The 13,514-nt window shown below is 41.3% G+C and carries 13 protein-coding genes, 1 rRNA gene and 1 other annotated feature; all 14 genes read left to right on the top strand.

The features are described 5' to 3' along the window. Nucleotides 1-127: 127 nt before the first annotated feature. The 14 genes from DCC82_RS17410 to DCC82_RS01970 all read left to right on the top strand — a co-directional run bounded on the left by DCC82_RS17410 (nt 128) and on the right by DCC82_RS01970 (nt 13,512). On the top strand, nt 128-280 hold the full coding sequence (locus DCC82_RS17410) for a hypothetical protein (protein WP_158268579.1): 153 nt from the start codon (nt 128-130) through the stop codon (nt 278-280). A 75-nt stretch (nt 281-355) separates the two neighbouring features. Then, nucleotides 356-472: ribosomal RNA gene (rrf, locus tag DCC82_RS02030) — 5S ribosomal RNA — on the top strand. 225 nt (nt 473-697) lie between these two features. Further along, complete coding sequence (locus tag DCC82_RS02025; RefSeq protein WP_097353944.1) at nt 698-1,159, top strand: CtsR family transcriptional regulator; 462 nt, start codon at nt 698-700, stop codon at nt 1,157-1,159. 13 nt (nt 1,160-1,172) lie between these two features. After that, nucleotides 1,173-1,721 carry a protein-arginine kinase activator protein McsA gene (mcsA, locus tag DCC82_RS02020; RefSeq protein ID WP_012748855.1) on the top strand — a complete coding sequence of 183 codons (549 nt, stop codon included), beginning with the start codon at nt 1,173-1,175 and terminating at the stop codon, nt 1,719-1,721. Between the two features lie 4 nt (nt 1,722-1,725). Beyond that, nucleotides 1,726-2,814, top strand: coding sequence for a protein-arginine kinase McsB (mcsB, locus tag DCC82_RS02015; RefSeq protein WP_012748856.1), 1,089 nt, complete (start codon nt 1,726-1,728; stop codon nt 2,812-2,814). After that, complete coding sequence (clpC, locus tag DCC82_RS02010; RefSeq protein WP_012748857.1) at nt 2,814-5,249, top strand: ATP-dependent protease ATP-binding subunit ClpC; 2,436 nt, start codon at nt 2,814-2,816, stop codon at nt 5,247-5,249. Before mcsB ends, clpC begins: the two co-directional genes overlap by 1 nt. Before the next feature lie 86 nt (nt 5,250-5,335). Continuing rightward, entirely contained in the window at nt 5,336-6,709 is a 1,374-nt protein-coding gene (radA, locus tag DCC82_RS02005) for a DNA repair protein RadA (protein WP_012748858.1), read from the top strand. Between the two features lie 111 nt (nt 6,710-6,820). Further along, nucleotides 6,821-7,915: a PIN/TRAM domain-containing protein gene (locus tag DCC82_RS02000; protein ID WP_012748859.1), complete on the top strand. Its 1,095-nt coding sequence runs from the start codon at nt 6,821-6,823 to the stop codon at nt 7,913-7,915. Between the two features lie 23 nt (nt 7,916-7,938). Further along, nucleotides 7,939-8,625: a 2-C-methyl-D-erythritol 4-phosphate cytidylyltransferase gene (gene ispD, locus DCC82_RS01995; RefSeq protein WP_012748860.1), complete on the top strand. Its 687-nt coding sequence runs from the start codon at nt 7,939-7,941 to the stop codon at nt 8,623-8,625. A gap of 16 nt (nt 8,626-8,641) precedes the next feature. Then, nucleotides 8,642-9,118, top strand: a complete 477-nt coding sequence (gene ispF / locus DCC82_RS01990; protein ID WP_097353943.1) for a 2-C-methyl-D-erythritol 2,4-cyclodiphosphate synthase — start codon at nt 8,642-8,644, stop codon at nt 9,116-9,118. Nucleotides 9,119-9,232: 114 nt separating this feature from the next. Continuing rightward, nucleotides 9,233-10,693 carry a glutamate--tRNA ligase gene (gene gltX, locus DCC82_RS01985; RefSeq protein WP_097353942.1) on the top strand — a complete coding sequence of 487 codons (1,461 nt, stop codon included), beginning with the start codon at nt 9,233-9,235 and terminating at the stop codon, nt 10,691-10,693. Nucleotides 10,694-10,732: 39 nt separating this feature from the next. Beyond that, nucleotides 10,733-10,965 (top strand) — a binding site (T-box leader). Nucleotides 10,966-11,036: 71 nt separating this feature from the next. After that, nucleotides 11,037-11,708, top strand: coding sequence for a serine O-acetyltransferase (gene cysE, locus DCC82_RS01980; protein ID WP_012748863.1), 672 nt, complete (start codon nt 11,037-11,039; stop codon nt 11,706-11,708). Next, the gene (gene cysS, locus DCC82_RS01975; protein ID WP_012748864.1) at nt 11,686-13,086 is read left to right on the top strand and encodes a cysteine--tRNA ligase; all 1,401 of its coding nucleotides are present in this window, start codon (nt 11,686-11,688) and stop codon (nt 13,084-13,086) included. Before cysE ends, cysS begins: the two co-directional genes overlap by 23 nt. Before the next feature lie 6 nt (nt 13,087-13,092). After that, nucleotides 13,093-13,512, top strand: a complete 420-nt coding sequence (locus DCC82_RS01970; protein ID WP_097353941.1) for a Mini-ribonuclease 3 — start codon at nt 13,093-13,095, stop codon at nt 13,510-13,512. Nucleotides 13,513-13,514: the final 2 nt, after the last annotated feature.

The raw sequence follows: 13,514 nt of genomic DNA, 5'->3' as shown, positions 1-13,514 counted from the left end.
TCGATAGGTCCGAGGTGGAAGCGTGGCGACACGTGGAGCTGACGGATACTAATCGATCGAGGACTTAACCAAAGCGAAAAGTGGAGGACGCCCGCCTATCGGCGACACGCGCTGGAGGGCCCGTGAGGTGGCTGTTGCCGCCGCAACGGGACCGAAGCGTCGCGAGCCGATGGCGTCCGGAGCTAGACAAAGTGAAAAGCGGAGGACGCTAGGAGCTAGACAACGGAAAAGCGGAAGCCGCCTATGCAAAACGGCTTCTTCCAAACGGACGGTTATCTAGTTTTGAGGGAACGAAATCCCTCTTGACAAACGTGATGATTGGAATATAATAATAAATGTCCAATTGAGATAATTGCCTAGTGACAATAGCGGAGAGGAAACACCCGTTCCCATCCCGAACACGGAAGTTAAGCTCTCCAGCGCCGATGGTAGTTGGGGCCAGCGCCCCTGCAAGAGTAGGTCGTTGCTAGGCAATGTAAAAAGAAGCATGCCTTAATGAAAGGCATGCTTCTTTTTTTCTATATTTGCTTACCCTTTCCTTTTATTACCTAAAATCATGTTTCATTTTCGAAAAAAAAGGAAATCATATGACTAGCCATTTTTGTGAGTGGCTCTTGCATTTTTTTATAATAAACTATATAGTATAAGTAAGGTCAAATATAGTCAAAGTCAACTTGGTTTGTAAGGAGGAGGTAGAGTGCCAAACATTTCTGATATTATTGAGCAATATTTAAAACAGGTATTAAATATGAGCGACAAAGAAATTGTGGAGATCAAAAGAAGTGAAATTGCGGATAAATTTCAATGTGTTCCCTCACAAATTAATTATGTTATTAATACAAGATTTACGCTAGAGCGAGGATATATTGTTGAGAGTAAGCGCGGTGGCGGTGGTTACATCCGCATTATGAAAGTGAAGACAAAAAGTGAAGCACAGTTAATTGATCAACTGTTAGAATTAATCCAGCATCGGATTAGTCAATCAAATGCGGAAGATATTATTGATCGTCTTGTCGAGGAAAAAGTAATTACCGAACGAGAAGCAAAGATTATGCTAAGCGTAATGGACCGTTCTGTATTATACATCGATTTGCCCCAACGTGATGAATTGAGAGCACGCATGCTAAGAGCGATGTTGATATCGCTAAAATATAAGTAGGGAGGGGATAAAGTTGATATGTCAGGAATGCAATCAAAGACCGGCAACAGTGCATTTTACGAAAATTATAAACGGCGAAAAAACCGAATTTCATCTTTGCGAACAATGCGCTCAAGAGAATAGTGATATGTTTATGTTTTACGGAAATGATGACTTTTCCTTTAATAATTTATTAGCTGGCCTGCTTAATTTTTCATCTCCAATGAAAGAAATGACGTCAAGCCCGTTCCAAAGCACCGATATTTTACAATGCGAGAAGTGTGCAATGACTTATCATCAGTTTACAAAAACAGGTCGTTTCGGCTGTTCAAACTGTTACCGCACATTTGCTAGATATTTACCACCAATATTAAAAAGACTCCATAGCGGAAATACAACCCATGCTGGAAAAATACCGAAACGAAAAGGTGGAACACTCCATCTGCGCAAGCAAATTGCTATGTTAAAACAAAAACTGCAAGAACTTGTGGCGAGAGAAGAATTTGAAAAGGCGGCAGAGGTTCGTGATCAAATTCGCTCTCTTGAATATCAGTTGCATCAACGTCGAGGGGGGGAGATGTAGTTATATGTCGTTTGAGAAGTTTTTTAATACGGCGGTCAGTTCTTGGATGAGTCAAGAGGGGCCTGATTCTGATATCGTGTTAAGCAGCCGTATCCGTTTAGCAAGAAACATTGTTGATTTTCAGTTTCCAACAGTATTTAACAATGAGGAAGCACAGCAAATTGTTTCATTGTTTGAGCAAACATTTGCTCATCGTTTTTACCCGTCTGTCGGTCGTTTTGAATTGTTAAAAATGTCAGAGCTTCAACCGATTGAAAAAAGGGTATTGGTAGAAAAGCATTTAATTAGCCCGCATTTGGCAGAAGATTCTCCTTTTGGGGCGTGCTTGCTTTCAGAAAATGAAGAAATAAGCATTATGATTAATGAAGAGGATCACATTCGTATTCAATGTTTATTTCCTGGTCTTCAATTAACAGAAGCGTTAAAAGTGGCTAATGAGCTTGATGATTGGATTGAGGAACATGTCAATTATGCGTTTGATGAAAAACTCGGATATTTAACAAGCTGTCCGACAAACGTTGGAACAGGGATGCGCGCTTCTGTTATGATGCATCTCCCGGCTCTCGTTTTAACACAGCAAATAAACCGCATTATTCCAGCAATCAACCAACTAGGATTAGTAGTACGCGGAACATATGGAGAAGGCAGTGAGGCGTTAGGTAACATTTTCCAAATTTCAAATCAAATTACATTAGGAAAGTCGGAAGAGGATATTGTGGAAGATTTGAAAAGCGTTGTTCAACAATTAATTGCCCAGGAAAGAATGGCGAGGGAGACATTAGTCAAAACTTTAAACATACAATTAGAAGACAGAGTATTCCGTTCTTATGGGATATTAGCAAATAGCCGTGTTATTGAATCTAAAGAAGCAGCGCAATGTTTGTCTGATGTACGTTTAGGAATTGACTTAGGATATATTAAAAATATTTCGCGCAATATTTTAAATGAGCTGATGATTTTAACTCAACCTGGATTTTTACAACAGTATGCAGGCGGCGTGCTAAGACCGGAAGAACGGGATGTTCGACGGGCGGCACTAATCCGCGAACGTCTAAAAATGGAAGAAAGAAAAGCGATGGAGGGTGATGAATAATGATGTTTGGAAGATTTACGGAGCGGGCGCAAAAAGTATTGGCGCTAGCTCAAGAGGAAGCAATACGCCTTGGCCATAATAACATTGGAACGGAACATATTTTATTAGGTTTAATTCGCGAGGGGGAAGGAATTGCAGCAAAAGCATTAATGGCTTTAGGGCTTGGGCCAGAAAAAATTCAAAAAGAGGTAGAATCGTTAATCGGTCGCGGCCATGAAGTTTCCCATACGATCCATTATACGCCGCGTGCGAAAAAAGTAATTGAACTATCGATGGATGAAGCGAGAAAGCTTGGCCATTCCTATGTAGGAACAGAACATATTTTACTAGGTCTTATTCGTGAAGGTGAAGGAGTTGCGGCCCGCGTACTTAACAATTTGGGAGTAAGTCTTAATAAAGCGCGCCAACAAGTGTTGCAACTGCTTGGAAGCAATGAGTCTGTTTCTGGTCATTCAGGAGGCGGTGCTTCACACGTAAGTACACCAACATTAGACAGCTTAGCTCGCGATTTAACGGCGATTGCTCGTGAAGGAAGATTAGACCCTGTTATTGGCAGAAGCAAGGAAATTCAGCGCGTTATTGAAGTGTTAAGCCGTCGTACAAAAAATAACCCGGTGTTAATCGGAGAACCTGGGGTTGGGAAAACAGCCATTGCTGAAGGTCTTGCGCAACAAATCGTAAATAATGAGGTTCCAGAAACACTCCGCGATAAGCGAGTAATGACGTTAGATATGGGAACGGTAGTAGCTGGTACAAAATACCGCGGTGAATTTGAAGATCGTCTGAAAAAAGTGATGGATGAGATTCGTCAAGCAGGAAATATCATTCTCTTCATTGATGAGCTCCATACGCTTATTGGCGCAGGTGGTGCAGAAGGTGCGATTGACGCATCGAACATCTTGAAGCCAGCGCTTGCCCGTGGGGAGTTGCAATGCATTGGTGCGACTACATTGGATGAGTATCGGAAATATATTGAAAAAGACGCGGCATTAGAACGTCGTTTCCAACCAATTTACGTCGATGAACCGACGGTAGAAGAATCGATTCAAATTTTAAAAGGATTGCGCGATCGCTATGAAGCGCATCACCGTGTATCTATTTCGGATGAAGCAATCATTCAGGCAGTAAAATTATCTGACCGCTATATTACTGACCGTTTCCTTCCAGATAAAGCAATCGATTTAATCGATGAGGCTTGTTCGAAAGTTCGCCTTCGTTCGTTTACTGCTCCTCCACAATTAAAGGAGCTTGAGCAAAAACTTGAGGAAGTACGCAAAGAAAAAGATGCTGCTGTACAAAGCCAAGAATTTGAAAAAGCTGCTTCCTTGCGTGATATGGAACAACGTTTACGTGAAGAATTAGAAGAAACGAAACGCGCGTGGAAAGAAAAACAGGGGCAGGAAAACTCTGAAGTAACAGTGGAAGACATTGCGATGGTTGTATCAAGCTGGACAGGAATTCCGGTGTCAAAACTTGCACAAACAGAAACAGAACGATTATTGAAACTAGAAGAAATTTTACATTCCCGCGTCGTTGGTCAAGATGAAGCAGTAAAAGCAGTTGCCAAAGCAGTTCGGCGTGCGCGCGCTGGATTAAAAGATCCGAAACGCCCGATTGGCTCGTTCATTTTCCTCGGTCCAACTGGTGTTGGAAAAACAGAATTAGCAAGAGCGCTTGCAGAAGCGATGTTCGGTGATGAAGACGCACTTATTCGCATCGATATGTCGGAATATATGGAGAAGCACTCGACATCTCGTTTAATCGGTTCGCCTCCTGGCTATGTCGGATACGAGGAAGGCGGTCAACTAACGGAAAAAGTGCGCCGCAAACCGTATTCGGTCGTGTTGTTAGATGAGATGGAAAAAGCGCATCCGGACGTATTTAACATTTTGCTGCAAGTGTTGGAAGACGGGCGTTTAACTGATTCGAAAGGAAGAACGGTTGATTTCCGCAATACGATTATCATTATGACATCGAACGTCGGTGCGGATGCGTTAAAGCGGAATAAATACGTCGGCTTTAATATCCAAGATGAAGATCAGAAGTATAAAGACATGAAAGGAAAAGTCATGGACGAGTTAAAGAAAGCATTTCGTCCGGAGTTTTTAAACCGAATTGATGAAATTATTGTCTTCCATTCACTTGAAAAACAACATTTAAAAGAAATTGTAAAACTAATGGCAGAACAGCTTGTAAAACGCTTAAAAGAACAAGATATCGATTTAGAGTTAACGGATGCGGCCATTGAAAAAATTGTTTCCGAGGGATATGACCCAGAATACGGTGCTCGTCCATTGCGCCGCGCGCTACAAAAACATGTAGAAGATCGTTTGTCGGAAGAGCTGTTAAAAGGAACGATTGCCAAAGGGCAAAAAGTCGTTGTAGACGTAAAAGACGGAGAGTTCGTCGTTTTATCAGAGCAAGCGGTGATGTAATCGGCGTTTTCTTGATGGAAGGTATGTGGCGGCTCACTGCCCATACCTTTTTGTTTCAACGATGAAAAAGAAAGGGTTTTCTAGCGATGGGGAAAAAGAAAACAAAGTTTGTTTGTCAAGAATGCGGTTATGAATCAGCGAAATGGCTTGGAAGATGTCCAGGATGCAGTACATGGAATTCGATGGTCGAGGAAATTGAGCGGACAAAGCCAATGACAAGAGGAGTGTTTGTGCATTCCACGGATGATATCATCTCAAAACCAGTTCCAATTACTACCGTGACCACAACGCAAGAGCCGCGCATACAAACGAATATTTCTGAATTTAACCGCGTATTAGGTGGGGGAATTGTGAAAGGTTCGCTCGTTTTAATCGGTGGGGATCCAGGCATTGGAAAATCAACGCTTCTTTTGCAAGTTTCTGCGCAACTTGCTGCTATGCAACATAAAGTATTATATATATCCGGCGAAGAATCCGTAAAACAAACGAAATTGCGCGCTGACCGCCTTCACATTGCTTCCGACCAATTGTATGTATTAGCGGAGACAGATTTGGAATATATTGCAGAAGCAATCGAAAATGTTCGCCCCGCTTGTGTTGTGATTGATTCGATTCAAACGATTTACCGTGCAGATATTACGTCCGCACCAGGAAGTGTATCGCAAGTCCGTGAATGTACAGCGGAACTGATGAAAATTGCCAAAACAAAAGGAATTGCCATTTTTATTGTCGGCCATGTAACGAAAGAGGGAGCGATTGCCGGTCCAAGAATTTTAGAGCATATGGTGGATACAGTTCTTTATTTCGAAGGAGAACGTCACCATACGTATCGTATTTTACGGGCGGTGAAAAACCGTTTCGGCTCCACAAATGAAATTGGTATTTTTGAAATGAGAGATTCAGGACTTATCGAGGTCGAAAACCCTTCAGAAGTGTTTTTAGAAGAACGTTCCCGAGGGGTGGCAGGTTCAACCGTTGTCGCGGCAATGGAAGGAACTCGTCCTGTATTAGTCGAAATTCAAGCATTAGTATCTCCAACGAGTTTTGGCAACCCGCGGCGGATGGCAACAGGAATCGACCATAACCGTGTTTCTTTATTAATGGCCGTATTGGAAAAAAGGGTCGGCCTGCTTTTACAAAATCAGGACGCTTACTTGAAAGTGGCAGGGGGAGTAAAATTAGACGAGCCAGCGATTGATTTGGCGATTGCCGTAAGCATTGCCTCAAGTTTCCGCGATCAGCCAACCAACCCGTCCGATGTGATTATCGGCGAGGTCGGTTTAACTGGGGAAGTACGCCGTGTTTCCCGTATTGAACAACGGGTGCAAGAAGCAGTAAAATTAGGGTTTTCTCGCATCATTATTCCTAAAAACAATTTAGCAGGATGGAATCCGCCAAAACATATAACCGTGATCGGTGTGTCCCACGTTGCCGAGGCACTTGAACATACGTTGCAGTAAAATTTACAAGTACATGTCAAATATTTAAAAAATATTAAAAACTATGTTAAAGATTGGTTTCAAACATTGGAAATTGTTTATAATGTTAAATAGGGAGGTGAAAATAAAGAAATGGTAAAACGTATCGTTCAGTTGTTTTTTCTTGTTGTTGGAGGAACATTAGGTGTTGTTTTCTTGCCAAATTTGTTGCGCCTTATGAATATAAGCGACATTTCATTATTAAATAATTCATATACATTAGCGGTATTAGGAGCACTTATTTTCTTTATGATGACTTTTTGGCTAGTAGATTATATTGTAGATATGATTCGCTGGGTCGAGGAATCGCTCGTTAAAGTGCCTGTTGCTGATCTTTTATTTGGCAGTTTAGGGCTTATTTTCGGCCTTATTATTGCGTTTTTAGTCGTCATGCCGCTGCAATCGTTTCAGTTTCAAGTCGTCAATACGGTGCTGCCAATATTTTTGACGATCCTGCTTGGTTATTTAGGATTTCAAGTCGGATTTAAAAAACGGCATGAATTAATGAATTTATTTTCTCTTTCCAATCGAATGGCAAAGAAAAAGGGGACAGAAGAAGAGACCGGCTTATCAAAAGACAGTCCTGTAAAAATTTTAGACACAAGTGTAATTATTGATGGCCGAATTGCGGATATTTGCCAAACAGGTTTTTTAGAAGGAACGATTGTCATTCCTCGTTTTGTGCTTGAAGAACTGCAGCATATCGCCGATTCATCCGATGTGTTAAAACGCAATCGTGGCCGACGTGGACTTGACATTTTAAACCGCATTCAAAAGGAATTGGACATGAAAGTGGAAATTTATGAAGGTGATTTTGACGATATTCAAGAGGTAGACAGTAAGCTGGTGAAGTTGGCAAAATTAACATCAGGTGTTGTCGTCACGAATGATTTCAATTTAAATAAAGTATGTGAGCTGCAAAATGTGCGTGTCCTTAATATTAATGATTTAGCGAATGCGGTGAAACCGGTTGTTCTCCCTGGGGAAGAATTAAACGTTCATGTGATCAAAGATGGCAAGGAGCACAATCAAGGTGTGGCGTACTTAGATGATGGAACAATGATTGTCGTGGAAGACGGAAAAGATTATATAGGCAAACGGGTTGACGTATTGGTGACAAGCGTGTTACAAACATCAGCAGGGAGAATGATTTTCGCGAAGCTAAAGCTATTGCAAAAAGCGTTATAAACGAATGAGTAGGGGAAACAGCGATGATGTATGAGGTAGTCATTCCTGCAGCCGGGCAAGGAAAGCGAATGAAGGCAGGAGTTAATAAACAATTGATTGAACTTCAAAACGAACCGCTAATTGTGCGCACATTAAAAGTGTTTGAAAACGATGAATGGTGCCGTGGTATTATTGTTGTGATTAATGAAGCGGAAAGAACACAGTTTGAACAATTATTTTCTCGTTTCCATATTAAAAAAATCACTGCGATCGTAAGCGGTGGAAAAGAGCGACAACACAGCGTGTACAATGGACTGAAAGCGGTGAAAAATGGGGATATTGTGCTTATTCATGATGGTGCGCGTCCGTTCGTTACTATAGAGCACATTCATGAATTAGTAAAAGAAGCGAAGGAACACGGTGCGGCAATTCCGGCTGTGCGCGTTAAAGACACTATCAAAAAGGCGCGCGATCAGTTTGTTGAGGAAACGGTGGAACGCTCTAGCTTGTGGGCTGTACAAACTCCACAAGCTTTTCATGTTTCTCTCGTTTTAAGGGCACATGAGCAGGCACAAAAAGATGGTTATATTGGCACAGATGATGCAAGTCTTGTAGAGCGAATTGGCGGGAAAGTAAAAATTGTCGAAGGCGATTACCGCAATATTAAATTAACGACACCGGATGATTTATTATTTGCTGAAGCGATTTTATCAAGTTGGGTAATTTCATAACGAGAGGGGTAACTACATGTTTCGCATTGGTCAAGGATTTGATGTTCATCAGCTTGTCGAGGGCCGTCCCCTCATCATTGGAGGCGTTCGCATTCCATACGAAAAAGGGTTGCTCGGCCATTCCGATGCCGATGTATTGTTGCATGCGGTCGCAGATGCATGTTTAGGAGCAATTGCTGCAGGTGATATTGGCAAGCATTTTCCAGATACCGATGAATGCTATAAGGACGCTGATTCTGCGCTATTATTAAAACAAGTATGGGAATTAGTCAAGCAGCAAGGATACGAACTTGCTAATCTCGATTGCACGATTATCGCACAAAAGCCAAAGATGGCGCCACATATCGAGCAAATGAAAGAAAACATTGCGAATTTGTTAGAAGGAGAACTGTCACAAGTCAATGTCAAAGCAACAACGACGGAAAAGTTAGGTTTTACTGGCCGAGAAGAAGGAATTGCTGCTCAAGCGGTCGTATTATTGCAAAAAAAATAAAATAAACATCATATTGCTTACTTGTATAGCCTCAAACAATCCATTTTGAACTTTGCTCATATAAAATGTACAATAGTGGTACAAGTTTGATTAGATATTGGAGGGTTATTGACGATGTCACAAGAAGTGAGAGTGCGATACGCACCGAGCCCAACCGGTCATTTACATATTGGCGGTGCAAGAACGGCGTTATTTAACTATTTATTTGCTCGTCATCATAATGGAAAATTTATTGTACGTATTGAGGATACGGATATCGAACGAAACGTAGAAGGTGGCGAACAGTCGCAGTTAGAAAACCTAAAATGGTTAGGTATTGATTATGACGAGTCGGTGGATAAAGACGGCGGATACGGTCCATATCGCCAAACGGAACGTCTCGATATATATCGTAAATACGTGAATGAACTTTTAGAAAAAGGATATGCGTATAAATGTTTCTGCACGCCAGAAGAGCTGGAAAAAGAGCGGGAAGCGCAAAGAACGGCAGGGATTGCAGCGCCGCAATATAGCGGAAAGTGCCGCCATTTAACGAAAGAACAAGTCGCACAATTGGAAGCAGAAGGAAAGCCGTATACGATTCGTGTAAAAGTACCTGAAGGAAAAGTATATGAATTTGAAGATATCGTACGTGGAAAAGTGACGTTTGAATCAAAAGATATTGGCGATTGGGTCATTATGAAAGCAAACGGCATCCCAACATACAATTTTGCTGTTGTTATTGATGACCACTTAATGAAAATTACCCACGTGTTCCGCGGTGAAGAACATTTATCGAACACGCCGAAACAGTTAATGATTTACGACTATTTCGGGTGGGAGCCGCCGAAATTTGCTCATTTAACGTTAATTGTAAATGAGAATCGCAAAAAACTTTCAAAACGTGATGAATCGATTATTCAATTTGTTTCTCAATATAAAGAGCTTGGCTATTTGCCAGAAGCGTTGTTTAACTTCTTTGCACTATTAGGATGGTCACCAGAAGGGGAAGAAGAAATTTTCTCGAAAGAGGAACTCATTCGTATTTTTGATGTTTCCCGATTGTCCAAATCACCATCGATGTTCGATACGAAAAAGTTGACATGGATGAATAACCAATATATTAAAAAACTAGACTTAGACCGATTAGTGGAAATTTCATTGCCGCACTTGATTAAAGCCGGCCGCCTGCCGGAACAAATGAGTGAAGAACAACGTCAATGGGCGCGTGATTTAATTGCATTATACCAAGAACAAATGAGTTATGGAGCGGAAATTGTAGAGCTATCGGAGTTGTTCTTTAAAGAAGACATTGAGTATAATGAAGAAGCGAAAGAAGTGTTAGCTGGCGAACAAGTCCCTGATGTGTTAAAAACATTTTTAGAAGAAGTGAAACAGCTTGAGCCGTTTACGGCAGAAAATATTAAAGCGGCAATTAAATCGGTGCAAAAAGCGACAGGACAAAAAGGGAAAAAATTGTTTATGCCGATTCGCGTTGCGGTAACAGGGCAAACACACGGTCCGGAACTGCCATTTGCGATTCAATTATTAGGAAAGGAAAAAGTTATAAGCCGATTAGAAAAAGTAATTCATTAACCTTTTTATCCGTTTTTCATATAGTAAAAATAAAATATAGAAAAAGCGTTGACGAGGAGAAGTAGAAAACATTGGCATTCCAGAGAGAATCACCTTGGCTGGAAGTGATTCATGACCGATGTTTTTGAAATGCCCCTCGGAGCCTCCTTTCGAACCAGAGCAGAGACGTTCTGTAGTAGATAGGAGCGGAGTTTCTCCGTTATCAGATTGGAGTGAGCTAAACGAATCGTTTAGCTAAACAGAGTGGAACCGCGCCTAGAAGCGTCTCTGTGTCATTGGCACAGAGACGCTTTTTTCATAGATGTACTTTCCACAAATTTGATGAAAGTGGAGGGAGGTTCATATGTTTAAAACACTTAAGGAAGATATTGAGGTGATTTTTGAGCAAGATCCAGCAGCAAGAAGCTATTTAGAAGTTATTTTAACATACTCTGGCCTTCACGCGATTTGGGCGCACCGTATTGCTCATGCATTATATAAGCGTAAATTTTACTTTCTTGCCCGCCTTATTTCGCAAATTAGCCGCTTTTTTACAGGCATTGAAATTCACCCGGGAGCGAAAATCGGCCGCCGTTTTTTCATCGATCATGGCATGGGTGTGGTGATTGGCGAAACATGTGAAATTGGAGATAATGTAACTGTGTATCAAGGTGTAACATTAGGAGGAACAGGGAAAGAAAAAGGAAAGCGCCATCCAACGATTAAAGACAACTGCTTAATTGCAGCAGGTGCGAAAGTGCTCGGTTCCATTACGATTGGAGAAAACTCAAAAATCGGAGCAGGTTCTGTTGTGTTGAAAGATGTTCCACCGAACTCCACGGTTGTTGGCATTCCGGGACGAGTGGTTGTCCGCAATGGTGTGAAAGTGAAAAAAGACTTAAATCATACGGACTTGCCAGATCCGGTTGCCGATCGCATTAAAGAGTTAGAAGCAGAAATTGCAAGATTGCGTGAAGAAATTGAAAGTTTAAAGAAGGAAAGGAAGGTCGAAGATGAGCAGCATTCGACTTTATAACACGTTAACAAGAAAAAAGGAACTGTTTGAACCGTTAGAACCGAATAAAGTAAAAATGTATGTATGCGGTCCAACCGTATATAACTATATTCATATTGGGAACGCCCGCGCCGCGATTGTGTTTGATACGATTCGCCGTTACCTAGAGTTTCGCGGTTATGAAGTGAAATACGTCTCCAATTTTACGGATGTGGATGACAAGTTAATTAAGGCGGCGCGCGAATTAGGAGAAGATGTGCCGACAATCGCGGAGCGTTTTATTCAAGCGTATTTTGAAGATATTACAGCGCTTGGATGCAAAAAAGCGGATGTTCATCCACGCGTAACGGAAAATATAGATACGATTATTGAATTTATTCAAACATTAATCGATAGAGGTTATGCATACGAAGTAGACGGGGATGTGTACTATCGTACAAGGAAATTTAAAGAATATGGAAAACTCTCGCATCAATCTATTGATGAACTAAAAGCGGGAGCGCGCATCGAAGTAGGGGAAAAGAAAGAAGATCCGCTTGATTTTGCGTTATGGAAAGCGGCAAAAGAAGGCGAAATTTGTTGGGATAGCCCGTGGGGAAAAGGGCGTCCGGGATGGCATATCGAGTGCTCGGCAATGGCGCGTAAATATTTAGGTGATACGATTGATATTCATGCCGGTGGTCAAGATTTGACGTTTCCTCATCATGAAAACGAAATTGCACAATCAGAAGCGTTAACAGGAAAACCGTTTGCGAAATATTGGCTTCATAACGGATATTTAAATATTAATAACGAAAAAATGTCAAAATCGCTAGGTAATTTTGTGCTCGTTCACGATATTATCCAGCAAATCGATCCGCAAGTATTACGGTTCTTTATGCTTTCTGTTCATTACCGACATCCGATTAACTATAGTGAAGAATTATTAGAAAGCGCGAAAAAAGGATTGGAACGGTTAAAAACGTCCTATTTTAATTTAAAACATCGATTGCAAAGCAGCACGAACTTAACCGATGATGATGATCAATGGCTTGCGCGCATTCAAGAGCAACATGAGGCATTTATTCGGGAGATGGACGATGATTTTAACACAGCCAATGGGATTGCCGTGTTATTTGAGCTATCGAAACAAGCGAACTTATATTTGTTGGAAAAAAATACGTCCGAACGCGTCATTCATGCATTTTTGCGTGAATTTGAACAGCTGTTAGATGTACTGGGCATTACGTTGCAAGAAGAGGAATTATTGGACGAGGAAATCGAAGCGCTTATTCAAAAGCGAAACGAAGCGAGAAAAAATCGGAATTTTGCTTTAGCGGATCAAATTCGTGATGAATTAAAGGCGAAAAACATTATTTTAGAAGATACGCCGCAAGGTACGAGATGGAAAAGAGGATAAGATGCGATGAGTCTTTTACAGCCGATCAAAGATGTAAAACAACTAAACGGATTAGCGCTTGCTTACATTGGGGATGCCGTATACGAACTTTATGTACGGCATCACCTTCTTTCAAACGGAAATGTGAAGCCGCATCAGCTTCATAAACAAGCGATTCAATATGTATCAGCGAAAGCACAAGCAAAAGTGTTGTTAACATTATTAGAAAATGAATTATTAACAGAAGAAGAGCAGTCGGTCGTTCGCCGGGGAAGAAACGCCAAATCCGGCACGATTCCCAAAAACACGGACGTGCAGACGTACCGATATAGCACAGCATTTGAAGCGCTTATTGGCTATCATTTTTTAGGAAATAATGAAAAGCGAGTCGAGGAGCTTATTCGCTGTTCTTTTGCGATTATTGAAAGTGAGGAAAGGGAGTTGTAGCA

It is taken from the genome of Geobacillus sp. LYN3 (genome assembly GCF_003064505.1).
GTDB lineage: Bacteria > Bacillota > Bacilli > Bacillales > Anoxybacillaceae > Parageobacillus_B > Parageobacillus_B toebii.
This window is presented reverse-complemented; position numbering and strand designations above follow the sequence as displayed.

Excerpts from the sequence above, each read along its gene's own strand:
- mcsB (WP_012748856.1), top strand. The coding sequence starts at position 1,726 with ATGTCGTTTGAGAAGTTTTTTAATACGGCGGTCAGTTCTTGGATGAGT.
- clpC (WP_012748857.1), top strand. The coding sequence starts at position 2,814 with ATGATGTTTGGAAGATTTACGGAGCGGGCGCAAAAAGTATTGGCGCTA.
- radA (WP_012748858.1), top strand. The coding sequence starts at position 5,336 with ATGGGGAAAAAGAAAACAAAGTTTGTTTGTCAAGAATGCGGTTATGAA.
- DCC82_RS02000 (WP_012748859.1), top strand. The coding sequence starts at position 6,821 with ATGGTAAAACGTATCGTTCAGTTGTTTTTTCTTGTTGTTGGAGGAACA.
- ispD (WP_012748860.1), top strand. The coding sequence starts at position 7,939 with ATGATGTATGAGGTAGTCATTCCTGCAGCCGGGCAAGGAAAGCGAATG.
- ispF (WP_097353943.1), top strand. The coding sequence starts at position 8,642 with ATGTTTCGCATTGGTCAAGGATTTGATGTTCATCAGCTTGTCGAGGGC.
- gltX (WP_097353942.1), top strand. The coding sequence starts at position 9,233 with ATGTCACAAGAAGTGAGAGTGCGATACGCACCGAGCCCAACCGGTCAT.
- cysE (WP_012748863.1), top strand. The coding sequence starts at position 11,037 with ATGTTTAAAACACTTAAGGAAGATATTGAGGTGATTTTTGAGCAAGAT.
- cysS (WP_012748864.1), top strand. The coding sequence starts at position 11,686 with ATGAGCAGCATTCGACTTTATAACACGTTAACAAGAAAAAAGGAACTG.
- DCC82_RS01970 (WP_097353941.1), top strand. The coding sequence starts at position 13,093 with ATGAGTCTTTTACAGCCGATCAAAGATGTAAAACAACTAAACGGATTA.